We start from the raw sequence: 23,702 nt of genomic DNA, 5'->3' as shown, positions 1-23,702 counted from the left end.
ACCTGCATGGTGGTATGTAATTCACCTTGACCCCCGGCTCTGCACCTCCCTCACTGAGCTGTCTCCCTCGATGTCCCTGTTTGTTGCCTCCCTTCTCTACCTCGCACTGCTCCTGCTGCTCGCGGTCATTTCCGCCACGGAAACGGCCATCCACAGCGCGCGGGACATGGAGGCGCAGCTGCTCGCCGCCGGCGAGGGGGCGGTGGCCAGAAAGCTGCGCGCCATCACGGCCAATCCCTTTGCGCAGCTGCACCACACCCTGCTGCTCTCCGCCGCGCTGAACCTCGCCCTCGCGGCGCTGGGTCTGTGGATTGTCACCGGTCCGCTGCGCGCGCTGGGGTGGAATGCGTGGCTCACTTCATCCGTGATATTCTTGGCAACCGTCCTGCTAGGAGACATGGCCCCAAAATTTTTCGCCGCCCGCAATCCCTCCGTGGTTCTGCTCGGCAGCCTGCGTCTGCTGCATCCGCTGCGCAACGTTCTTGACCCCCTGGCCACCCTTGTCGACCGCACCACCGACCTGCTGCTGCAGAAATTCGTCACCCGCCACATCAAGGCGCGCATGCCTGTGACGCGGGATGAATTTGAGACGCTGGTGGAAATGCGGCAGGAGCAGGGCCTGCTGGACAACGATGAAAGCGCCATGATCCACGAAGCACTGGACATTGAGGCCCTCACCGTGCGCGACTGCATGATCCCGCGCGTGGACCTGGCCCTCATGAGCAGCGAGGATCCGCCGCAGAAGATCACCGCCATTTTGGAAAAATCCGCGAGCCGCTTTGTCATCGTGTATGGTGAGACGCCCGACTCCGTGGAAGGCGTGCTGGACACCGCCGCCTGGAAGCTGGCCAACCGCCCCGAGTGGCGCACCCTCATGCGCACGCCCGCCTTTGTACCGGAAACCATGCCCGTGCTCGAAGCGCTGGAGCACCACCTGCAGGGCGGCGAACAGCCGGTGCTCATTGCCGATGAATACGGGGGTCTGGAAGGCATGATCACCCGCCGTGAGATCGCCGACTGGCTGCTGTATGAGGCCGCACCATGGCACGGTGAGACCACGGAAATCCGGGATCTGGGCAACGGCCGGTTCCTGCTCGATGGCGGCACGCGGCTGGATCACATCCGGGAGGAGCTGGGCGTGGAGCTCCACGCCGACGGCATCGACACCATCGGCGGCCTGGTCTTCAATCAGCTCGGCCACGTGCCGAAGCCCGGCGAGCGCATCTCCATTGACGATGCTGACATCAAGGTGCGCCGTATCGTGCGCGCCCGCATTCAGGAGGTCGAACTGCGCCTCAAACCCAAGCCCACCGCGGACGCCGCTGACGTCTGAATCTCCCCTTCCGCATGACCTGGCTCCTGCTCATTCTCTGCCTCGCCCTCTCCTTCATGCTCTCCGGATTGGAGAGCGCGGTCATGGCGGTGAGCCGTGTGCGTGTGCGCCACGCCGCCAGCGGCGGAGACCGCCGTGCCCGTGGGCTGCTGCCCCTGCTGGAGGACCGCGATGCGCTCATCGGCTGCATCACCGTGGCCAATCACCTCACCAATCTGACCGCGTTTTTGCTGGTGGCCTTTCCCGTCATCCGCCATGCCAGCCTGTGGGGCTATGTGCTGGCATTCTCCCTGGCGCTGCCGGTGTTTCTCATCGGCCTGGAGGTCATGCCGAAGAAAATTTTTCGCAGCTACCCCTTCCGCTCTTTGCGCAGCGTTTCTCCTCTCGTTCATCTGGTGGGTCTGGCGCGTCCGCTGTTCCGCATGATGGCGCGGAAACAAACGACCGATGCCAGCGAGGTGCCCAGCGAGGCACGCCAGACTCGTGGCCGCGACGACCTCAAAGCTCTGGCGCAGGAACTGGCCCGGCAGCACCAGCTCTCCCCCAATGCCACGCACCTCATTGAACGCGTGCTCGACTACAAGAAGCTGCGCACCGCGGATGTGATGCAGCCGCTGGCGCGCAGCGTCGCCCTCGCCGCGGAGATCCCGCTGAGCACCGCGCTCATCGTGGCCCGCGAGCAGAACTGCACCCTGCTCCCCGTGCTGGGAGACAATGGAAGCTTCATCGGCCTGCTGGACACCACCGACCTCCCAGCCATTCTTCCCCCGGACCGCCTCGTCCGCCACCACATGCGCACGCTGGATGCCATTCCCGCCAGCCTCCCAGCCATGCAGACCCTTCAGCGCCTGCGCAAATCCGGCCGTCGCCTCGCAGTCGTGCTCGATGAACGCCAGCAGCCCGCAGGTCTGATCACGGAAGAAAGACTGCTGGAGCCGCTGATGCGGTGAAGCGATCCATTTATGATTTACGATTTGTGATTGATGATTTCCCAGACGGCCAAGCCGCCTTCGAAATCAGACTTCCCAAATCATAAATCGTAAATCATAAGTCATAGATGGTTCCAAAACTCGTCTTCGCCACCTCCAACGCCCACAAGACTGAAGAAGTCGCCGCCATTCTCGGCGAAGCGTGGCAGGTTCAGGATCTGCGTGCCCATCCCGGTGTGACGCTCGATGAAGAAACCGGAGACACCTTTGAAGCCAACGCCATCATCAAAGCCGTGAGCGGCAGCCGTGGCGTGCCCGGCATGCTGGTGCTGGCGGATGACTCCGGTCTCGAAGTGGATGCGCTGGGCGGCCATCCTGGTGTGCGCAGCGCACGCTATGCCGGAGAAACGGCCAATGCCGCGGACAATCGCGCGAAACTCAAAGCAGAACTCAGCAAGCTGGAGCAAACCGCTCCCTTCTCCGGCCGCTTCCAGTGCTGCATGGTGCTCGCCCGCGACGGCGCAGTGCTGCACATCACGCAGGCCAGCGTGGAAGGCCATCTCCTCACGGAGGAGCAAGGCGCAGGTGGTTTTGGCTACGATGCGCTGTTTGTTCCTGAGGGCTTCAGCGACTCCTTCGGTGTTCTGTCCGCCGAAACCAAGAACCAGCTCAGCCATCGCGCCCGCGCTTTGGAAGCCATGAAGGAACAACTCGCCTCCCTGGCCTGATGCGCCTGCGCCTTCCTGCGTTCATTGCGGCACTCTTGCTCGCCAGTTGCGCGCACCCGCCCCCTCCCGCACAAGATGCTCCACAGGACACGCCGCACGATCTCGCGCCACGATACCCTTCGTGGGATGAAGTGCCCGCAACCGCTCCCGCAGCCCTCGGGCCACCTGCAACGAGCAGCGCCGGAAAGCCCCTCATCGGCGGTGCTTCGCTGGTCGTGCAAACCATCCATCTGGGCGGACGCTCCATCGCTCTGCAGTTCGTCCTTTTCGACAGCCGCAGCTACTCCCTGCAGGTGATCGACCAGCCCCAGGACTGGTCCGGTGGCGGAAAAATCAGCGAACGCATGCGCAGTGTGAATGCCGCAGCGGGCGTCAATGGCGGTTTCTTCACCCCGCAGTTCACCCCCATGGGCCTCATGATTGCAGAAGGTCATAAGACCGGCGCCTGGCAGACGAACAAGCTGCTCTCCGGTGCCATCGTCGTGCATCATCAGCCCCAGCTTCTCTGGAATGCCGAAGTGCAGGATGCCAGCAATGCACAGCACCTCCTGCAGGCCGGTCCGCGCCTCGTGGATGGCGGACGGGCCGTGCCAAGCCTCGAACGCAGCAAGCAGACCACCCGCACCTTCATCGCCAACGATGGCGGACACCGCTGGATCCTCGGCATCGCCCAAAGCACCAGCCTCGGCGAACTCGCCGACGCTCTCGCCGCCGCCCCTTTCCCCGACGGCTTCCACATCCACCGCGCCCTCAATCTCGACGGCGGCCACTCCTCAGCGCTTTATTACCGCACCGCCGATGGCGTGGAGCACGCTGATCCCGGCTGGAGCACGGTGCGGAATTATCTTGGCATTGTGCCGAGGTGAGGGGTGGAGTTAGAGCATTAATTTTTTTCCGTCTTTCAGCGTGCCGCAAGCACTGCGGCGTACGGCAGTCCTCGCAGTCGGGCGGTTTTGTCGGAGTAACCGACGAAGCATCATAACGCCTTGGACGACAAACACGCCCAACCTACGCCCAGAGGTCCACTCCCCGTGCTCAATGACAACTCCTGAAAGGCAGCCCAATCTGCAGCCGCAGTTCCTCGCACTCGCGTTTGGCCCGCTTGATCGCGGCGCGCTTCTCGCCGGTCTTCTTTTGGATGCGGCCGAGGAATTCTTCCGTCTTGCCTTCTTTGAATTCCAGATCGTCACCGGTGAGCAAGGCCACATTCTGCTTGAGCTTGCCCTTGAGGATGTTCCAGCCGGCTCGGATTAAGATGGTGTTCATGGCGAGGAATGGTTAAGTTTACTAAACTAATATTCGCCTCGATGCCCTGAGGCGGATGCCTGAACCGGGACTAAAGAAACCCCTCAGCGCTGTACGCAAAACCGCCTCCGACGGCTTGCACCGAAGGAGGCGGGTGAGTGTTTGCTTCGAAGGCTCTGGCTTACGCAGCGTCTTCGTCCACGGCGGGAAGCGCAGGGCGCTCGGTTTCGTGGAGTTCGAAGTTGCGGTTGCTGATGAAGCCGGTGCCGGCCGGGATGAGATGGCCCATGATGACGTTTTCCTTGAAGCCGCGCAGGAGGTCGGACTTGGCAAGGGTGGCGGCTTCGGTGAGCACACGGGTGGTGTCCTGGAAGGAAGCGGCCGAGATGAAGGACTCGGTTTCGATGGAGGCCTTCGTGATGCCGAGGAGCACAGGCTCTGCTTCCGCAGGCTTGCCACCCTCTTCGGACACGCGGGCGTTTTCCTTCTCGAACTCGCCGCGGTCGATCTGGTCGCCCCAGAGGAACTCGGTGTCGCCCGTGTCGGTGACCTTCACCTTGCGCAGCATCTGACGGATGATGATCTCAACGTGCTTGTCGTTGATTTCCACACCCTGCGCACGGTACACTTCCTGCACTTCATTGACCAGGTGCTCACGAAGAGCCTGCGGGCCAAGGATTTCCAGGAGGTCATGCGGAACGACTGGACCTTCAGTGATCTGGTCGCCTTTGCTGACGTGGTCGCCGTTGAAGAGCAAGATGTGCTTGCTGCGGGGGATGAGATGTTCTTCCTGCTGGCCGGTCTTGCCGTCGGTCACGATCACGCGGCGCTTGCCACGGACCAGGCCGCCGATTTCAACCACACCGTCGATACGGGCGATTTCGCACGCGTCCTTCGGCTTGCGGGCTTCGAAGAGTTCGGCCACACGGGGAAGACCACCGGTGATGTCCTTCGTCTTGGAGGCCTTGCGAGGCGTCTTGGCGATGGTGGTACCAGCTTCGACCTTCTCGTTGTTCTTCACGCTCAAGTGAGCGCCGGCTGGAATGGTGTAGCTGGCGAGGACTTCGTGGGTCTTCGGATTCACCACGACCACCTGCGGGTGGAGGTCTTCCTTGTGCTCGATCACAACGGTTTCTTCGTTGCCGGTGCTCTGGTTGACTTCCTTGGTGATGGTGATGCCCGAGATCATGTCGCGGAACTCCAGCTTACCAGCCTTCTCGGTGATAATTGGCACGTTATACGGATCCCAGGTGACGACCTGCTGGCCCTTCTTGACCTTGCCACCGTCTTCGACGGCGATGACGGCACCCGTGACCAGCTTGTGGCTTTCGAGTTCGCGACCGTCGTCGTCATGGATGGAGAGCACGCCATTCTTGGTGAGGGCGATCCAGGTGCCTTCCGTGGTCTGCACCGCACGCATGTCGGTGTATTTGACGGTACCAGCGTTTTTGACGTTGATGAAGGGCTGCTTGAAGTGGCTGGTGGCGGCACCACCCACGTGGAACGTACGCATGGTGAGCTGCGTTCCGGGCTCGCCGATGGACTGCGCGGCGACGATGCCGACGGCCTCGCCGATGCGTGCCATGCGGTGCGTGGCCAGATGCAGGCCGTAGCACTTCGAGCAGCAGCCGCGCTTGCTTTCGCAAGTGAGCACGGAGCGGATCTTGAGCTTCTCCACACCGATCTTCGCAAGGTGGGCGGCTTCCTTCTCAGAAGCGAGCTGGCCGGCCTTGATGATGACGCTCTTGTCCACGGGATCGTGGATCGTTTCGCAGGACACGCGACCATAGACGCGGGTCTTGAGATCGACGATTTCTTCGTCGCCCTGGTAGATGGAGGACAGCGTGATGCCGTTGACGGTGCCGCAGTCTTCCTCAGTGACGATGACGTCCTGGGACACGTCCACAAGCTTGCGGGTCATGTAACCGGAGTCAGCGGTCTTAAGGGCGGTGTCTGCCAGACCCTTACGAGCACCGTGGGTGGAGATGAAGTATTCGAGCACGCTCAGACCTTCACGGAAGTTCGAGGTGATCGGACGCTCGATGATCTCACCGGAAGGCTTGGCCATCAGACCGCGCATGCCGGCAAGCTGCTTGATCTGCGTACGGTTGCCTCGGGCGCCCGAGTTCACCATGACGTAGAGCGGATTGTGGTGCTTTTTGCCCTCGTTGTATTCCAGCGTGCGGAAGAGCTCGTCAGCGACGATTTCACCCACCTGCGTCCAGATGTCGATGATCTTCTGATAGCGCTCACCATTGGTGATAATACCACGGCGGTACTGCTTCTCGATTTCTTCGATCTGCTTGTAGGCGTTCTCAAGGCCACCGGCCTTGGCGGTCGGAATGACCATGTCCGTGATGCCGATGGAGCAGCCGGAACGCGTCGCTTCGCGGAAGCCGAGCTGCTTGAGGCGGTCCAGCGCGTAAACGGTTTCCTTCTGGCCAAAGGTCTGGAAGCAGCGCCAGATGATGTCAGACACCTGCTTCTTGCCGACGGTGGTGTTGATGAAGCCGAGGCCTTCAGGCCAGATCTCATTGAAGAGAATACGGCCCGCAGTGGTGTCGATCACCGCCTTGGTAGGATCTCCATACGGACGTTTCGGCCCGCCATGGTTGTAGTCAGGATTGCGGAAACGGACCTTGTCATTCACGGTCAGGCCGCCTTCAGAGATGGCGAACTCGACTTCGGAAGCGTCGTTGAAGAGAGGCACGCGGCCTTCCACATCGCCCTTCTTGGCTTTCTCGTGGCTTGGGAACTCGCGCAGGTAGGTGAGGAAGTAGCAGCCCAGGGGAATGTCCTGGGAGGGGTTCATCACCGGCTTGCCGCTGGCAGGGCTGAACAGGTTGTTCGGCGCAAGCATGAGCAGGCGGGCCTCCATCTGAGCTTCGATGGAAAGCGGCACGTGCACGGCCATCTGGTCACCGTCGAAGTCGGCGTTGTAGGCCGTACAAACGAGGGGATGCACGCGGATGGCCTCACCTTCGATGAGCTTCGGTTCGAAAGCCTGGATGGAAAGACGGTGCAGCGTCGGAGCGCGGTTCAGGAGAACCGGGTGTCCCTTGGTCACTTCGTCCAAAATGTCCCACACTTCCGGCGTGCGGCGTTCGATCATCTTCTTCGCAGAGCGCACGGTGTGCACCAGGCCCATCTCCTTGAGACGGCGGATGATGAAGGGTTCGAACAGCACGAGCGCCATCTTCTTGGGAAGACCGCACTGGTTCAGGTTGAGGTCAGGACCGATAACGATGACAGAACGGCCGGAGTAGTCGACGCGCTTGCCGAGAAGGTTCTGACGGAAGCGGCCGGACTTGCCCTTGAGCATGTCGGACATGGACTTCAGCGGACGATTGCCTGCGCCGGTCACAGGGCGGCCATGGCGGCCGTTGTCGAACAGGGCGTCCACAGCTTCCTGCAGCATGCGCTTTTCGTTGCGGATGATGACATCCGGCGTGCGGAGCTGAAGGAGGTTCTTGAGTCGGTTGTTGCGGTTGATGACGCGACGATACAGGTCGTTCAAGTCGGAGGTGGCAAAGCGGCCGCCTTCGAGAGGAACGAGAGGACGCAGGTCTGGCGGGATGACCGGAAGCACTTCCAGGATCATCCATTCGGGACGGCTGTGGCTTTCGGCAAAGCCCTGGCAGAGCTTGAGACGCTTGGCGAGCTTCTTGCGGATCTGCTTGGAGCGCGTCTTGGTCATCGCCTCTTCGAGTTCCTTGGTCACTTCGGCCAGATTGATCTGGGCGAAGATGTCGCGGATGGCCTGGGCGCCCATGCCAACGCGGAAGGCGTCCGCACCGTACTGCTCTTCAGCTTCACGAAGGTCCACTTCGGTCAGGAGCTGGCCGCGCTGAAGCGGCGTGCTGCCTGGATCGATGACCATGTAGTCTTCATAGTAGATCACGCGCTCCAGCGAACGGGCGGTCATGTCGAGCATGAGGCCGATGCGGGAAGGCATGCACTTGTAGAACCAGATGTGCGTCACCGGCACAGCGAGCTCGATGTGGCCCATGCGCTCGCGACGAACGCGGGAGAGAGTCACTTCGACGCCGCAGCGGTCGCAGACGACGCCCTTGTGCTTGATGCGCTTGTACTTGCCGCAGGCGCACTCCCAGTCACGGGTGGGTCCAAAGATACGCTCGCAGAAAAGGCCGCCCTTTTCCGGCTTGAACGTACGGTAGTTGATGGTTTCTGGATTCTTAACTTCGCCGGAGGACCAGGAGCGGGTGCGGTCCGCCGAGGCGATGCAGATCGACACATAGTCGAACTCCTCGCCGTGTTGAGGTTCCCCGAAGATTTCTTTCAAGCTCGCGTCAGCATTCATGATGTGTGGAGATGGGTGGCAGGTTTATGCGCTGGGTTTCTAGGGGAAGGCAGGTTAGGCACCCACCGTGGAGACGAAGCCGTCGAGAGCTTCCGCGTCGGCATTGGCGCCGGCGCGTTTGTGCACCTTGACGTCCAGACCGAGGGATTGCATTTCCTTGATGAGCACGTTGAAGGACTCAGGCGTGCCGGCTTCCAGGGCGTGGTCACCTTTGACGATCTGCTCATAGATGCGCGTGCGGCCCTGCACATCGTCAGACTTGACGGTGAGGAGTTCCTGCAGCGTGAAGGCGGCGCCGTAGGCTTCGAGCGCCCACACTTCCATTTCCCCGAAGCGCTGGCCGCCGTATTGGGCTTTACCACCCAGAGGCTGCTGCGTGACGAGCGAGTAAGGTCCGACCGCACGGGCGTGGATCTTGTCGGCGACAAGGTGGTTCAGCTTCAGCATGTAGATATAGCCGACGACGACATCGAGGCTGAAGGAGTCACCTGTGCGGCCGTCGAAGAGCTTCGACTTGCCGTTGAGGCCCATCCATTCGTAACCAGGGACCTTCTTGGCGTCCTTGATGTACTCCATGATCTTGGTCTCAGGAATACCGTCGAACACCGGGGTGGCGATCTTCATGCCCAGAGCCTTGGCGGCGAGGCCGAGGTGGGTTTCAAGCACCTGACCGACGTTCATTCGGGAAGGCACGCCGAGAGGATTGAGCACGATGTCCACCGGGCAGCCGTTTTCGAGGAACGGCATGTCTTCTTCAGGGACGATGTTGGCGACGATGCCCTTGTTGCCGTGGCGGCCGGCCATCTTGTCACCCACCGAAAGCTTGCGCTTGGAGGCCAGGAAGACGCGCACCTGCTTGACCACGCCGCTGTCGGCGGTGTCTTCGCTGGACTCGATCTTGTCGAGGTTGCGCTCACGTTCCATGTCGGCATCGCTGAACTTCTGTTCAAAGGTCTGGATGATGTCGAAGATCTTGTTACGGATCGGGCTCGGGTCGATTTCGATGGTGTCGTAGCTTTCGGCCACGTGGCGCAGCATCGTCTTGGTGATCTTCTTGTTCGCGCCCACGAGAGGCTCGCCAGTCTGACCGTTCACGATGTCGAGCGGGATCTTCTCGTTGAGAAGGATGTCGGACAGGCGCTCGGTGAGCTGCTCGGTCAGGTCTTCCTTCTTCGCACGATAGTCTTCTTCGATCTGCTTGATGTGCTTCTTGTACTCGGAGGGGGAGAGCTTCTCCTTCTCGGAGTCAGAACCCGCGCCGCGCTGGGCGATGCGGACGTCCATGATGATGCCGGTGCAGCCGGAAGGCACGCGCAGGGAGGTGTCCTTCACGTCAGCGGCCTTCTCACCGAAGATGGCGCGCAGGAGGCGCTCTTCAGGGGCGAGTTCGGTTTCGGACTTCGGAGTGATCTTGCCGACGAGGATGTCCCCGGGCTTCACTTCAGCACCGATGCGCACGACGCCCTGGGCGTCGAGGTTCTTCAGCGCTTCATCACCGACGTTCGGGATGTCTCGTGTGATTTCTTCAGGCCCGAGCTTGGTGTCACGTGCGATGACTTCGAAGTCTTCGATGTGGATGGAGGTGTAGATGTCCTCCTTGACCACGCGGCGGCTGATGGTGATGGCGTCTTCGAAGTTGTAACCGTTCCATGGCATGAAGGCCACGAGCATGTTCTTGCCGATGGCAAGCTCGCCCTGGTCTGTGCAAGGACCGTCGGCGATGACATCGCCCTTCTTGATCTTCTGACCGCGCTTCACCAGAGGCTTCTGGTTGATGCAGGTGCCGGCGTTGGAGCGGCCAAACTTGCGCAGCGGATAAACGTGGATGCCCTTCTCTTCGTCTGTCTGAACAGACTTGAGCGGATTCTCCAGGAACTTGTCGTCCTTGACGGGGAGGTTGCCATCCTTGGAAACGATGATGACGTCGGCAGTCGCGGCAGCGACGGTGCCGTTGGCGTCTGCAACGATCACGGAGCGGGAGTCGCGGGCGGCCTTGCCTTCCATGCCGGTGCCGACGAGCGGAGACTCACCTTCGAGGAGAGGCACGCCCTGGCGCTGCATGTTTGAACCCATCAGAGCGCGGTTGGCGTCATCGTGCTCGAGGAACGGAATCAGCGCGGCAGCCACGGAGACGAGCTGCTTGGGAGACACGTCCATGAGCGTGACCATGGCGGGCTCGACTTCGATGAAGTCGCCGCGGTAACGCACGGTCACCTTGGCGCCTTTGAAGCGGCCGTTTTCGTCGATCGGATTGTTCGACTGGGCAATGTAGTGCTTCTCTTCCTGATCAGCGGTGAGGTAGTCGATCTTGTCGGCCACAGCGCCGTCCTTCACCGGGCGGTACGGCGTCTCAATGAAGCCGAATTCGTTGATGCGGGCATAGGAGCCGAGGGAGTTGATCAGACCGATGTTCGGACCTTCAGGAGTCTCAATCGGGCAGATACGGCCGTAGTGGGACGGATGAACGTCACGCACTTCGAAGCCGGCACGGTCACGGTTCAGACCGCCAGGCCCGAGTGCGGACAGACGGCGCTTGTGAGTCAGCTCAGCCAGAGGGTTGATCTGGTCCATGAACTGGGAAAGCTGGCTGCGGCCGAAGAAGTCACGCACGACGGCGGAAAGCGCCTTCGGATTGACGAGCTTGGCGGGAGTCATGGTGTCCATGTTCACGTCAAACAGGGTCATGCGCTCCTTCACCAGACGCTCGGTGCGGGACAGGCCCACGCGGCACTGGTTGGCGAGGAGTTCGCCCACGGCGCGCACACGGCGGCTGCCGAGATGGTCGATATCATCGAGGATGCCCTGGCCTTCACGCAGGTGGAAGAGGTAGCGCAGAGCGGAAATGACGTCCTCGGCGGTGAGGATGCGCATTTCAGTGTCGATCTTGAGGCCGAGCTTCTGGTTGATCTTGTAGCGGCCCACGCGAGTGAGGTCATAACGCTTGGGATCAAAGAACAGGCGCTTCACCAGCGCGCGTGCATTTGGCGTGGTGGGCGGATCTCCCGGACGCAGACGGCGGTAGATTTCCTTGAGGGCCTCGTCTTCATCCTTGGCGGTGTCTTTGCGCAGGGAGGTGATGAGGAGATCGTCCGGGGAGGCGGTGACGACCTTGATGGACTTGTGGCCCAGCTGCATAAGCTGGCGCACCACACCGGAAGTCAGCGGCTCGTAGGCACGGGCCACGATGAGCTCGCCGTCGAGGATGTCCTTGAAGAGGATCTTCGTGGCGATCTCTTCTTCGGAGATGCTGTCCTTGAGCTTGAGGTCCTGGATTTCGTAGAAGAGCTTGAGGATGTCCTCATCGCCTGGGAAGCCGATCACGCGCAGGAGCGTGGTGGCCAGGAACTTGCGGCGGCGGCGGCGGCGGTCCAGATAGACGTAGAGGAGGTCGTTCGTGTCGAACTGCACTTCCAGCCAGGTGCCGCGGTCAGGGATGATGCGGAAGCCATGGAGCCAGCGGCCGTTGAGGTGCTGGCTGGTTTCAAAGCAGATGCCGGGGGAGCGGTGGAGCTGGGAGACGACCACACGCTCGGCGCCATTGATGACGAAGGTGCCGCGCACCGTCATGAGGGGGATTTCACCCATGTACACACGTTCCTGCTTCGCACCCTGCTCGTCTTTGAGCTCATAGGTCACGTAAAGGGGGGCGCTGTAGGTCTCGGCCTCGTGGATGGCTTCGAGAGAGCTGAGCTTTGGCTCGCCGATTTCGTACATGACGAAATCCAGCGTCATTTTTTCATCATAGCTGGTGATCGGGAAGACTTCCCGGAACACGGCCTGGAGACCGAGGTCCTTGCGCTTCGAGGGCAGGATGTTTTTCTGGAGAAATTCCTCGTATGAGCGGAGCTGGATCTCGATGAGATTTGGCGGCTCGGCGACTTCGTGGATTTTGCCAAAGTTGGTGCGCTGGGACATAAGGCAGTGATGAGGCGGTTAGGGGGCGATGGGCGGTGGCACGGGATGCGGAAGAGTGAGTTCCGCGAAGCAACAAATGCAGCAAAGTCAGGCGGCCAGCCCGGCAATGCATACGCTTGTCGCGAAAACGAAGCAGCCGGAATCCAGGGGTGAGCCGGGATTCTGGCCATGAAAATGGAATGAAGCATGCCCCACTTCGCGAGGTGTCCCGGAACCGTAGCTCTTGCTGCGGAGGTTCAGGCGGGAATCACGGGCGGTAGCGGGCATGCGATGGATCGAAACGAACGGGGGATTGAAACTAACACTAACTTGAGGCTCCTGACCGCGCGGCGCTGCGGATGAACGCAGGCGCCACGCGGCAAAGAGCAGGAGGAACCAGAGACTACTTGATCGTGACTTTGGCGCCAGCGGCCTCCATCTTCTTCTTGATCTCTTCGGCTTCTTCCTTCTTGACGCCTTCCTTGAGGGTCTGCGGAGCGCTTTCGACAAGCTTCTTCGCTTCTGCAAGGCCAAGGCCGGGAACAACGCCGCGGACTTCTTTGATGACGCCGATCTTGTTGGAGCCGGCGTCGGTCAGGATGACATCGAACTCGGTCTTTTCTTCTGCGGCAGGTGCGGCAGGACCACCAGAGCTGCTTGCAGCAGCAACAGGAGCAGCGGCGCTAACGCCCCACTTCGTTTCGAGGGATTTCACAAGTTCGGCAACTTCCAGGACGGTAAGCGTGCTCAGTTCTTCAACGATTTTATTCAGGTCAGCCATAGTATTTTGTCGGTATCGCCGCGGTCCGCAGCTGCGGATAAATTAAGAGCAAAAGCTTTTGCTCCGGCGAGGAACCATTGGGTGTTGGGGTATTCAGGCCGTGTGACGGGCCATCTAATCAAATGGGGTTTTACGCGGGTTGTTCAGCAGGAGCAGCAGCTTCAGCGGCAGCCGGGGCGGCTTCTTCAGCAGGAGCGCCTTCCTTGTCGGCCTTGGCCTTGAGCACGCGGGCGAGGGCGGAAGCCGGAGCCTGGAGCACACCGAGGAGCTGGGCGAGCAGCACTTCACGGGAAGGCAGATCGGCAAGGACCTTGATGGCGGCGGTGTCCAGAAGGTTGCCGTCGAGGACGCCAACTTTCATCACCGGCTTTTCGAACTCGGCCTGGAAATTCTTGAGAATCTTGGCCGCGCCGAAGACGTCCTTGGCACCCGTCACGAAGGCGCTCTGGCCGGTGAGGTGGTCGCCAAGTTCACCAGGATAGCCGGCCTTTTCAGCAGCCTTCTTCACCAGGTTGTTTTTGAAGACGTGAATCTCAGATCCGACCACGCTGAGGCGCTTGCGCAGCTCGGCGAACTTGTCGACCTTCAGGCCGGTGTAGTCCACCACGAACAGGTAGGGGGAGGCATTGACCCGCTTCAGAAGGTCATCAATGAGCAATGTTTTGAGTTCTTTCATGATACAGTGCTTCTATAAATTAGAGTTTGACGTACTTCGACACATCGATGCGGAGCGCAGGCGACATGGTGGCGGCGAGGGTGATGGTCTCCACGTAGCGGCCACGGGCGGAGGCGGGCTTGGCGCGCACCACGGCTTCGATCAGCGAGGTGGCGTTTTCAGCGATCTGGGCCACTTCGAAGGAGGCCTTGCCGACGGAGGAGGCGATGTTGCCGTTCTTGTCGAGCTTGAAGTCAGCACGGCCGGCCTTGACTGCCTTGACCGCGGCTGCGGTGTCTTCGGTGACGGTACCCGTACGAGGATTGGGCATCAAGCCACGAGGTCCGAGCTGTTTACCGAGTTTGCGCACTTCATTCATCGCGGCCGGAGTGGCGATGGCGACGTCGAAGTCGAGGAAGCCGTCCTTCACCTTGGCGATGAGGTCTTCGTTGCCAACGATGTCAGCACCGGCGGCCTTGGCGGCGTCAGCGGCGGAACCCTGGGCGAACACAGCCACGCGCACCGTCTTGCCGGAGCCGTGAGGCAGGGGGCAGGTACCGCGGACCATCTGGTCGCTCTTCTTCGGATCCACACCCATGCGGAAAGACAGGGTGACGGTCTGGTTGAACTTGGTGCCAGGGAGTTTGCGCAGGAGTTCGGCCGCTTCTTCAAGCGTGAATGCCTTGCCTGCCGGAACCATCTCGGCTGCTTTCTTGTAACGTTTGCTTCTCTTTTGCATGGTGGGTGTGCAGTGGTGGCGAACTGTGACGTTCTCCTGCTTGGGTTGGGGGATTAGTCGATGATGTCGATGCCCATCTGACGGGCGGTGCCTGCCATGATGCGGGAGGCCATCTCGAGATTGGGGGTGTTGAGGTCGGCGATCTTCAGCTTGGTGGCTTCCAGCAGCTGGGCCTTGGTGATTTTGGCCACCTTGACCTTGTTGGCTTCCTTGGAGCCGCTGGCGATGTTCGCCACCTTCTTGAGAATGTTGGAGGCAGGGGGCTGCTTCGTGATGAAGGTGAAGCTCTTGTCCTTGTACACCGTGATCACGGTCGGCAGGACGTCACCACCAGCCTTCGAAGTGGCGGCGTTGAACTCCTTGCAGAAGGCCATGATGTTCACACCGGCCTGACCGAGAGCAGGGCCGATGGGCGGTGCGGGGTTGGCGGCACCAGCTTTGATCTGGAGCTTGATGAGTTTGATGATTTCCTTGGCCATGTCTTTGGGTTCCTTGCTTGCTTGTGTTGAGATTCAGGGGGGCGGTGGCGGGGCGGCTTACGCCTTCTCGACCTGCCAGTATTCGAGATCGACCGGGGTGGAGCGTCCGAAAATATTGACCGAGACGCGCAGCACGCCGCGTTCCGGATCGATCTCTTCGACGATGCCGTTCTGGCTCTCGAAGGGACCGTCGGCCACACGCACCGTGTCACCGAGGCTGAAGGCGATCTTGGGCACGGCGCCTTCGGACTTGTCTCCGACCTGGGCCAGCATGGCCTCCACTTCCTTGGCACGCATCGGGATGGGGTGATCCTTGGTGCCGGCAAAGTTGAGTACGCCGTCGGTTTCCTTCACAAAATACCAGGTCTTGTCCACCAGACGGTTGTGTTCGTCAAGGAGGTGGCAGTTGGCGATGACGTAGCCGGGGAAGAACTTGCGGTTGCTTTCGGAACGCTTGCCCTTTTTCACTTCGGCCACGCGCTCCATCGGAACGAGGACCTGGTAAACATAATCCCCCATCTCCTCTTTCTCTATGCGGCGGAGCATGCTGTCACGGACCTTCTGTTCAAGGCCGGAGCGGACGTGGATGACGAACCACTGGTCGCGGGGTGAGGGGATGGCTCCCATAAGGATTCGGAAAAAAGGGGTTGGGGGAAAACGAAAATTACATGCCCAGCTTCTGCGCGGCCTCAAAGGCCCACTTGAAACTGATGTCAAACGCTGCCACGAAGCCTCCGAGGAGGATCATCGCGATGAAGACCACCACTGTGGATTCATTCAGTTCGCGGTATTTGGCAAAGCCCTTCTCCTTGGGGTCCCATGGCCACGTGGCCTTCTTGAGTTCCAGGGTGACCTCGCTGATGTATTTGCGGATGCGACTCATGTGAAGCGTTTCGTTTTCTGCGGATGTTTCCGGGATTTTCGCTGGCAGGCCAGGAGGGACTCGAACCCCCAACCGACGGTTTTGGAGACCGCTACTCTACCAATTGAGCTACTGACCTGTGTAAGCGAAGAAAAGCTTCCCGGAATGGATAACGGATGAATTAACTTTGGCAAGTCCGCCGCCTCTTTTATCTCCCGGCTTGGCTGGGAGACGAAATCACCGCCGGGCCTGTGCGCCAGACCCGGCGGGGATTCGAGACAAACGAACAAAGCGGACTAGTCGAGGATGTTGGCGACGCGGCCAGCACCCACGGTCTTGCCACCTTCACGGATGGCGAAGCGGATGGTCTTTTCCATGGCGATCGGGGTGATCAGCTCGACTTCGATCGAGACGTTGTCACCAGGCATCACCATTTCCACGCCTTCTGGAAGCTTCACGCTGCCGGTCACGTCCGTGGTGCGGAAGTAGAACTGCGGGCGGTAGTTGTTGAAGAAGGGGGTGTGGCGGCCGCCTTCGTCCTTGGAAAGAACGTACACCTCGGCGGTGAACTTCTTGTGAGGAGTCACGGAACCCACCTTGGCGATGACCTGACCGCGCTCGATGTCGTTCTTCTTCGTGCCGCGAAGCAGAAGGCCGACGTTGTCGCCTGCACGACCTTCGTCGAGCAGCTTGCGGAACATTTCGATGTCGGTGACGGTGGTCTTGACGGTTGGGCGGATGCCGACGATTTCGACTTCGGACATCTTCTTGATGATGCCACGCTCGACACGGCCGGTGCAGACGGTACCACGACCTTCGATCGCGAACACGTCTTCAACGGGCATGAGGAAGTCCTTGTCGATCGGACGCTCTGGAAGCGGGATGTAGCTGTCGACAGCGTCCATGAGCTTCAGGATGTTGGCTTCGTGCTCAGCGTCGCCTTCGAGGGCCTTGAGGGCGGAACCCTTGACGATCGGGATGTCGTCGCCTGGGAAGTCGTACTTGGAAAGGAGGTCGCGAACTTCCATCTCCACGAGGTCGAGGAGTTCTGGATCGTCCACCATGTCCACCTTGTTCATGAACACCACGAGGGCGGGAACGCCGACCTGACGGGCGAGCAGGATGTGCTCACGGGTCTGGGGCATTGGGCCGTCAGCGGCGGAAACGACGAGGATGCCACCGTCCATCTGGGCGGCGCCGGTGATCATGTTCTTCACATAGTCAGCGTGTCCGGGGCAGTCAACGTGCGCGTAGTGGCGCTTGTCGGTCTCATACTCCACGTGGGCGGTGTTGATCGTGATGCCGCGTTCCTTTTCTTCAGGAGCTGCGTCGATCTGGTCATATGCACGTGCCTGAGCGAAGCCCTTCTTGGAAAGGACGGTCGTGATGGCGGCGGTCAGGGTGGTCTTGCCGTGGTCAACGTGGCCAATCGTGCCGATGTTGACGTGCGGCTTGTTGCGTTGGAATGCTTCTTTAGCCATGGGTGGAGTTAGTTGAGGGGGTGCGCTTGGGACTGGTTCGTTTGTCGTGTTTCGAAGATCCCCACGTACTGCCGCTGGAGCTGTTAGAGGGACTTGAACCCTCGACCTCGTCCTTACCAAGGACGTGCTCTACCACTGAGCTATAACAGCGTAACCGGCGGCGGCTTCGTGAGAAACCTCCTCCTCTTTCGACAAGAAAACCGGGATATGAAAAGCCTCCAAGACTGGCGTCAGGAGACAGTACACCCCGGTTTTTTCCGAAAAAGTGAGTCGATAGTAAGGGGGTAGGGATCACTGTCAAAGACTATTTGCCTTCTTTTGGAAAGAATCGGCTTTTTTACGCCGTCCGCAGCTTCTTCGCCACGAAGTTTAGGCTTGGCGGCCTGTCTGGAAAGCTCATACTGCGCCGTTCCCATATCCACCCCATCTTAATCCCTATGAAAACATGGCTGCTCTCCGCACTGAGCCTCCTCCTCATTGCCACTTCCCTGCCCGCCAAGACTGGCTGGGACGACGACTTTGAAAAATCTCTCGCCAAGGCCAAAGAGACCAAAAAAATGGTCCTGCTGGACTTCACCGGGTCCGACTGGTGCGGCTACTGCATGAAGCTGGACGCCGATGTCTTCTCCAAGCCCGCCTTCAAAAAATTCGCCAAGGCCAATCTCGTCCTGGTGGAGCTGGACTTCCCCAAAAACACTTCCCTGCCCAAGAAAACGGAAGCGCAGAACAAGGAACTCGGAAAAAAATACAACGTCAACGGCTACCCCACCATCGTGCTTCTGGACAGCGATGGCAAGGAGGCCGCGCGCTTCGTGGGCTATGACCCGGAACTGCTGAGCAAGCTGGAAGCCAAAGTGGGCAAGCCCAAGACCGAGGCCAAATAACCCGCCCTTCCCGGCAGATGCGTACGCTCGTTTCATGCTGCATGGCGCTCGCTCTGGCGGCACCATGCCTGCATGCGGCGGAGGACCCGGGCGCGCTGCTGAAGGGCATCGTCAAAAACGCCCGCAACGGCATTCAGGAAGCACTGGCGCCGCTGAAGGATCTGCACGCGCACAAACAGGCCGGGGAGGCTGTTCTTTCCCTCATCAGTGACAAGCGCACCGGCATCGGCATCAAGCTGCGCCTGGCCGAGATCGTCGCCACCTGGCCTGCGGGAGACGGACGCAAAGCCCTGGTGGACTGGCTGGTGAAACACCCCAGCTGCGACGACGACGAGCTGATGTTCTTTTCAGGCATTCACCTGAGGGAGGCCCGCACCTACTTCTGGAACATCCTGAGCCAGGCCAAGGCTCCGCTTTCCAGCGTGAAGGACCCCGGCCGCATCGCCCTGGCAGCACGCGCCCTGGGTGGCTTCCAGGACAATCCAGACGTCGTCGTGGCCCGCGTGGCGGAGTTGCTGGACCCCGCCACGCCGCACGTCATTCGCGCCTGCGCAGCCGAGGCCCTGGGCGGCATGCGCAGCCCCGCAGCGCTGGAAGCCCTCGTGCCCCGGCTGAATGACGAAACCATCGGCGAGGCCGTCCACTGCTCGCTGTATCAGCTCACCGGCCAGGACTTCGCCGACGACCCGGACAAGTGGAAAGCCTGGATCGCCGAGCAGGGTGCCAACATCCCGTGGAAGATGCTCGCCCGCAGCGACTACGCCGAATTCCTCAAAACCCAGAAGCTGCTCAAGCCGCTGGATGGTGATGTCGTGATAAACAACATGGCCTCCTTTTATGGCCTGGAAATCCGCAGCAAAGGCGCCCTCTTCATCTTGGACGTCAGCGGCAGCATGACGCGGGACGACCGCATCGGCAGGCTCAAGGCGCAGATGCAGAACCTCCTCACCGCCCTGCAGAACAAGCCCGCCGGGCTGCGCTACGGCATTCTCACCTTCGGCTCCCAGGTGGACTCCTGTTTTCCCGCCAAAGGCATGGCGGTGAACGACGAAAAGAACCACCGGCAGGCCGTACAGTTTGTGGAGCGCATTCAGGCAGGCGGCGGCACCCCCATGTGCGAAGTGCTCAACCACGCCCTCACCCGCATGCTCCCGGAGGGCGGCATCGACGCCATTTACTTCCTCAGCGACGGCCAGCCCAGCGATGGCACCCCGCTCCAGGTGCTCGACTACGCCCAGCGCATCTTCGCCCAGTTCAAAGTGCGCATCCACACCATCAGCATCGGCGAAGAATCCATCCCCGGCAACGACGCCCCTTCCCTGCTGAATCAGATCGCCACCACCTGCGGCGGGACGTTTACGGTGCCGCCGTGAGAAAAGCCTGTTCATCTCGATCACGGCGCTCCGCAGGCTGTCCTCCTCCCTCAATTCAGGGCCGCGGTGGAGCGTCATACCGCCCCGCTGTCCGAAGTTGCCGAGTTTCCACGCCTAAGCACGGCAACTCGGCAACTCGCCTCGCCACACGCTATGGAACCTGCGCAACGAAGCGCACCACGTGGCATTTCATGGTAATAAGCAGCAATAAATAACATTTTTTTACCCTCAAGCGCCCCCCTCTGCGGCAACTTTTTCTCGTCCGCAAGTTGCCGTGGTTCCCACCAACACCCACCCGCTGGGAGCACCTCAAGGCGAAGACCAAACGAATGCACCGGGGCAACATCCGTGTGGTCTGCCAGTTCAGGAGAAACATCAGCAACACCAGCAGCCCTCCGACTCCATGCGCCTCTGGTGGCGTTCACTTCGCTCCAAAGCCACTTTCAGCACGCCCCCGAACCAGCCTCAGCGCCTCGGTTGCCGGTTGCCCACCCTATATTTTCGCTGTGGCAACCGGCAACCAGCAGGGGTGTGGAGAAACATATACAACATCGTCTCCCCCACCTGCCACAGCCACCCAACTTTCCCCGCCTTTCCCGTGGCATCTCCTTCCATCTCTGGCGTCCCTGCCCCCATGCACACTGAGATCCAGTCCCTCGCCGCCCTGCATGATGAATGGCAGGCCCAGTCACTTCGGGATTAATATTGCCGACAGAATTTAGTCCGAAGATTATTACAGACTCTGTATGCCTGCTAAAGCAGGAGCCCTGGCCCACGCCTTCGCTGAGATCAAGAAACTCAGCGGCAGCCAAGAATGAAGCCACCCCTGGGTGACATGCAGCCCTGAGGGCCAAAGTTGCCAAGTTGCCGTGCTTAGGCGTGGAAACTCGGCAACTTTCCCCCAAACAGCCATGCTCACAGTGGAAACAGAAGGAAAACAGAGGCAACGCAGGGCAGGCAGGCGCAGTTTTCAGGGCCTGCGATGAACGCACCGTGGCAACTTAAAGTAATGCCCAAGTTGCCATGTTTTCCAATCCAGCAGGCCAACGAGCAGCCCAGCAGGAGGGGATCATCCTGCACCGCCAGCACACCGCCCCCGCCCAGAACCCCGCATGGCTGAAAACGTCCGGAGCTTCGCAACTTAAGGGCCGTGGACGACGCGAAAACGTGGAGGGATCAGGATGATCCCTCTCCTCCGCCAGCGCAGCACGCGGGCGTTTTCACGCCATCCATCGCACGGGTTGCTGATGCTGCTCCCCGCCGCCGTTGGTTGCCGGTTGCCACAGCAAGAATATAGGGTGGGCAACCGGCAACCAAGGCGCTGAAGCCAGCCCAACAGGCCTGCAGAAGGTTGCTTTGGAATAAAGGTGAACCCTGCCATCGCTGCCACGACATGGTGTCCTGAATAAAGCACACAGCCCCACATGAGCACTCCCTCCGAACTGACCGCCTACAAAGCCTTCATCGATGGCCTGATCTCCCGCCGAGGAACGCTGACCTACCGCCTCCAGGCCTTCAGCGCCGGAGAGTGGCCGCGCGAGCATGCCGGAAAATTCGACTCCCTCCCCGAGGACATCCGCGATGCCATCCGCGCCATCATGATCTCCACCGCCGAAGCCGCGACGCATGACCTGCTGGCCTACCTCGACGAGCAGGACGTGCGCCTGGAAGCAGGCGGCGTGCCGCTGCCCCATGCGCCCTACGGCTCCCCTTTGCACGAAGACTGGGCGCTGCGTGTGCAGAACCTGCCATGGTATGATGAGGAAGAGTGAGCGAAGAAGGATTCGCTTTTCCCGCCCTCCCCGCTTGAGCCTTCGCGCCCTCTGCACTACTTTCCACCATCATGAAAATCATCGCCTCTTTCCTCATTGTCGCTGCCATTTACAAAACCGGCCAGGGCATCGAGCACGTGGGCCGGAAGATCGAAAGCAAATTCTGAGGCGCAGGACACTGCGCCCCCTGCATGCTCCCAGCCAGCACCTTCTTCATCACCGGGCCCACGGCCTCGGGCAAATCCGCTCTGGCCATCGCCCTGGCGGAGCACGTCGGGGGCGAGATCGTCAATGCAGACGCCTTTCAGCTCTACGCGGGCATGGACATCCTCACGGCGAAACCTGCGCCGGCGGACCTGGCACGCCTGCCGCACCATCTTTATGGCGTGATCCCCCTTTCCGAGGCCTGCGATGCCGCACGCTACCACGCCCTGGCACTTCCAGTGATCCATGAGATCGCCGCGCGCGGCCGTGTGCCCATCGTCGTCGGCGGCTCCGGCCTGTACATCAAGGCTCTTACCCACGGCCTCTCTCCCCTGCCCGCAGCATCGCCACAAATACGCGAGCGCTTCAAGCACCTCAGCCCCGGCGAGAAAATCGTGTGGCTCATTCAGCGCGATCCCGAAGCCGCCACCACCGTCAATTTGCGCAACCCGCGCTACGTCGAGCGCGCACTCGAGATCTGCCTGCTCACTGGACGCCCCCAGTCCGGCCTGCGCCGCTCGTTTGAGCAGGCCGAGCCGCAGGTCAATGGCGTCATCCTTGAGTGGGACCGCGCCGCGCTGTATGAACGCATCAATCAACGTACGCTGACAATGTTCGATGCCGGATTAATCGAGGAGGTCGCCGCGCTGCAGCATCTCTCCCCTACCGCAGAAAAGGCCATCGGCGTGCGCGAAGTGCGCGCTCTCCTTGATGGGCAGGTCTCCCTAGCAGACACCATCGCCGCCATTCAGCAGTCCACGCGCCATTACGCCAAACGTCAGATCACCTGGTTTAGGCGCGAACGCTGCTTCCAAACGATTTGCCTCGATTCCCTTCCCACGGCACAGTACGCGCTTACTTCTCTTCTCGAACTTTTTCCATGCCTCCGCCCGTCCAGCCCGCCCGCCCCGTCTTCGTCAATCTAGGTCCGCGCAGTTACCTCGTTCAGGTCGGGCGCGATTTGCTCAAAACTCTCGGTGAGGAAATCAACAAGAAGATGCCCGACCGCAGCACCTGCGCCGTGGTGACGGACTCCAATGTCGGCCCGCTCTATGCCGAGACGGTGATGCAGAGCCTGCGTGCCGTGGGCAAAAAGCCAAACCTCATCACCGTGCCCGCCGGCGAGTCCTCGAAGTCCCTCTCCTGGAGCGAGTCCGTGCTCAGCGAGATGGTGCGCTTTGGCCTGGACCGCAAGAGCTTCGTCGTCGCCCTCGGCGGCGGTGTCATTGGCGATCTCGCGGGCTTCTGCGCCTCCGTGTATCAGCGCGGCATCCCCTACGTGCAGGTGCCCACCACCGTGCTCTCCCAGGTGGACAGCTCCGTGGGTGGCAAGACCGGCGTGAACCTGCCGAACGCCAAAAACATGGTCGGCTGCTTTCACCAGCCCGTTCACGTCATCGCAGACCTGGACACGCTAAACTCCCTGCCCACACGCGAGTGGAACGAGGGCTTCGCCGAGATCATCAAGCACGCCTGCATCCGCGATGCCTCCATGTTCAAGGCCATCGAAGACATCGCCGCAGGCAAAGGCGACATCGTGGCCCTCATCCGGCGCAACATCTCCATCAAAGCGGTGATCGTCGAGGCCGATGAATACGAAACCATCGGCACCCGCGCTTTGCTCAATTTTGGCCACACCCTCGGCCATGCCATCGAGGCCGCCGCCGGCTACGGCAGGCTGCTGCACGGCGAGGCCATCAGCCTCGGCCTGCGCGCCGCCGCATGGCTCTCCATGCAGGTCAGCGATCTCACCAGCGACGACTACGAGCGCATCCTCGCCCTGCTCCGCCTCTGCGACCTCCCCATCCGCCTTCCCGACGATCTCGACACCGAGGAGATCATGCGCATCACCCGCACCGACAAGAAATACGAAAACGGCAAGATCCGCTTCGTGCTGCTGCGGAAGATTGGCGAAGCCTACGTCAGCAAGGATGTGCACGAAGGACACCTGAAGCAGGCGCTGGATGAGCTGAGGAAGTAGGGGATGAATTTCCAACCCGCTCCTTCACCACGCGCAAGCTC

19 protein-coding genes and 2 tRNA genes are annotated in these 23,702 nt (G+C 60.7%); 9 read left to right on the top strand and 12 right to left on the bottom strand.

The window, feature by feature from the left end; genetic code table 11:
* Positions 1–70: 70 nt before the first annotated feature.
* The 4 genes from ACILSR_RS17085 (at position 71) to ACILSR_RS17070 (ending at position 3,856) form a co-directional block, all read left to right on the top strand.
* Complete coding sequence (locus ACILSR_RS17085) at positions 71–1,333, top strand: CNNM domain-containing protein (protein ID WP_395751005.1); 1,263 nt, start codon at positions 71–73, stop codon at positions 1,331–1,333.
* A 14-nt stretch (positions 1,334–1,347) separates the two neighbouring features.
* Positions 1,348–2,283, top strand: a complete 936-nt coding sequence (locus ACILSR_RS17080) for a CNNM domain-containing protein (RefSeq protein WP_395751004.1) — start codon at positions 1,348–1,350, stop codon at positions 2,281–2,283.
* A gap of 107 nt (positions 2,284–2,390) precedes the next feature.
* On the top strand, positions 2,391–2,990 hold the full coding sequence (locus ACILSR_RS17075; RefSeq protein WP_395751003.1) for a non-canonical purine NTP pyrophosphatase: 600 nt from the start codon (positions 2,391–2,393) through the stop codon (positions 2,988–2,990).
* A gap of 131 nt (positions 2,991–3,121) precedes the next feature.
* Positions 3,122–3,856: a phosphodiester glycosidase family protein gene (locus ACILSR_RS17070; protein WP_395751002.1), complete on the top strand. Its 735-nt coding sequence runs from the start codon at positions 3,122–3,124 to the stop codon at positions 3,854–3,856.
* Positions 3,857–4,025: 169 nt separating this feature from the next.
* On the opposite strand, the gene ACILSR_RS17065 is transcribed toward ACILSR_RS17070, so the two are convergent.
* From ACILSR_RS17065 to ACILSR_RS17010, 12 genes are all read right to left on the bottom strand, one after another.
* Positions 4,026–4,256 (bottom strand): CsbD family protein, encoded by a 231-nt coding sequence (locus tag ACILSR_RS17065; RefSeq protein WP_395751001.1) that lies wholly within the window; start codon positions 4,254–4,256, stop codon positions 4,026–4,028.
* A gap of 160 nt (positions 4,257–4,416) precedes the next feature.
* A complete protein-coding gene (gene rpoC, locus ACILSR_RS17060; protein ID WP_395751000.1) occupies positions 4,417–8,556 on the bottom strand; it encodes a DNA-directed RNA polymerase subunit beta' in 4,140 nt (1,379 codons plus the stop codon).
* A 54-nt stretch (positions 8,557–8,610) separates the two neighbouring features.
* The gene (rpoB, locus tag ACILSR_RS17055; RefSeq protein WP_395750999.1) at positions 8,611–12,471 is read right to left on the bottom strand and encodes a DNA-directed RNA polymerase subunit beta; all 3,861 of its coding nucleotides are present in this window, start codon (positions 12,469–12,471) and stop codon (positions 8,611–8,613) included.
* A 382-nt stretch (positions 12,472–12,853) separates the two neighbouring features.
* On the bottom strand, positions 12,854–13,231 hold the full coding sequence (gene rplL / locus ACILSR_RS17050) for a 50S ribosomal protein L7/L12 (protein ID WP_395750998.1): 378 nt from the start codon (positions 13,229–13,231) through the stop codon (positions 12,854–12,856).
* Between the two features lie 130 nt (positions 13,232–13,361).
* Positions 13,362–13,907 carry a 50S ribosomal protein L10 gene (rplJ, locus tag ACILSR_RS17045; protein ID WP_395750997.1) on the bottom strand — a complete coding sequence of 182 codons (546 nt, stop codon included), beginning with the start codon at positions 13,905–13,907 and terminating at the stop codon, positions 13,362–13,364.
* Between the two features lie 19 nt (positions 13,908–13,926).
* The gene (rplA, locus tag ACILSR_RS17040) at positions 13,927–14,625 is read right to left on the bottom strand and encodes a 50S ribosomal protein L1 (protein WP_395750996.1); all 699 of its coding nucleotides are present in this window, start codon (positions 14,623–14,625) and stop codon (positions 13,927–13,929) included.
* Positions 14,626–14,678: 53 nt separating this feature from the next.
* On the bottom strand, positions 14,679–15,104 hold the full coding sequence (rplK, locus tag ACILSR_RS17035) for a 50S ribosomal protein L11 (RefSeq protein WP_395750995.1): 426 nt from the start codon (positions 15,102–15,104) through the stop codon (positions 14,679–14,681).
* Between the two features lie 57 nt (positions 15,105–15,161).
* Positions 15,162–15,731 (bottom strand): transcription termination/antitermination protein NusG, encoded by a 570-nt coding sequence (gene nusG, locus ACILSR_RS17030; protein WP_395750994.1) that lies wholly within the window; start codon positions 15,729–15,731, stop codon positions 15,162–15,164.
* Positions 15,732–15,768: 37 nt separating this feature from the next.
* Complete coding sequence (locus ACILSR_RS17025; RefSeq protein ID WP_395750993.1) at positions 15,769–15,987, bottom strand: preprotein translocase subunit SecE; 219 nt, start codon at positions 15,985–15,987, stop codon at positions 15,769–15,771.
* A gap of 42 nt (positions 15,988–16,029) precedes the next feature.
* Positions 16,030–16,105: transfer RNA gene (locus ACILSR_RS17020), tRNA-Trp, on the bottom strand.
* 157 nt (positions 16,106–16,262) lie between these two features.
* The gene (gene tuf, locus ACILSR_RS17015; RefSeq protein WP_395750992.1) at positions 16,263–17,447 is read right to left on the bottom strand and encodes an elongation factor Tu; all 1,185 of its coding nucleotides are present in this window, start codon (positions 17,445–17,447) and stop codon (positions 16,263–16,265) included.
* 75 nt (positions 17,448–17,522) lie between these two features.
* Positions 17,523–17,597, bottom strand: a tRNA-Thr gene (locus ACILSR_RS17010).
* Positions 17,598–17,884: 287 nt separating this feature from the next.
* Here ACILSR_RS17010 and ACILSR_RS17005 point away from each other — a divergent pair.
* From ACILSR_RS17005 to aroB, 5 genes are all read left to right on the top strand, one after another.
* A complete protein-coding gene (locus ACILSR_RS17005) occupies positions 17,885–18,331 on the top strand; it encodes a thioredoxin family protein (RefSeq protein WP_395750991.1) in 447 nt (148 codons plus the stop codon).
* Positions 18,332–18,348: 17 nt separating this feature from the next.
* Entirely contained in the window at positions 18,349–19,704 is a 1,356-nt protein-coding gene (locus ACILSR_RS17000) for a VWA domain-containing protein (RefSeq protein ID WP_395750990.1), read from the top strand.
* A 1,424-nt stretch (positions 19,705–21,128) separates the two neighbouring features.
* Entirely contained in the window at positions 21,129–21,476 is a 348-nt protein-coding gene (locus ACILSR_RS16995) for a DUF6547 family protein (RefSeq protein WP_395750989.1), read from the top strand.
* Positions 21,477–21,667: 191 nt separating this feature from the next.
* Positions 21,668–22,606: a tRNA (adenosine(37)-N6)-dimethylallyltransferase MiaA gene (gene miaA, locus ACILSR_RS16990; RefSeq protein ID WP_395750988.1), complete on the top strand. Its 939-nt coding sequence runs from the start codon at positions 21,668–21,670 to the stop codon at positions 22,604–22,606.
* Positions 22,561–23,661 (top strand): 3-dehydroquinate synthase, encoded by a 1,101-nt coding sequence (aroB, locus tag ACILSR_RS16985; protein ID WP_395750987.1) that lies wholly within the window; start codon positions 22,561–22,563, stop codon positions 23,659–23,661. Before miaA ends, aroB begins: the two co-directional genes overlap by 46 nt.
* The last annotated feature ends 41 nt before the right edge of the window (positions 23,662–23,702 follow it).

This window comes from Prosthecobacter sp. (genome assembly GCF_044222565.1).
Lineage (GTDB): Bacteria > Verrucomicrobiota > Verrucomicrobiia > Verrucomicrobiales > Verrucomicrobiaceae > Prosthecobacter.
Note: the sequence above shows the minus strand (reverse complement) of the source record. Positions and strands in the feature narration are given on the sequence as shown.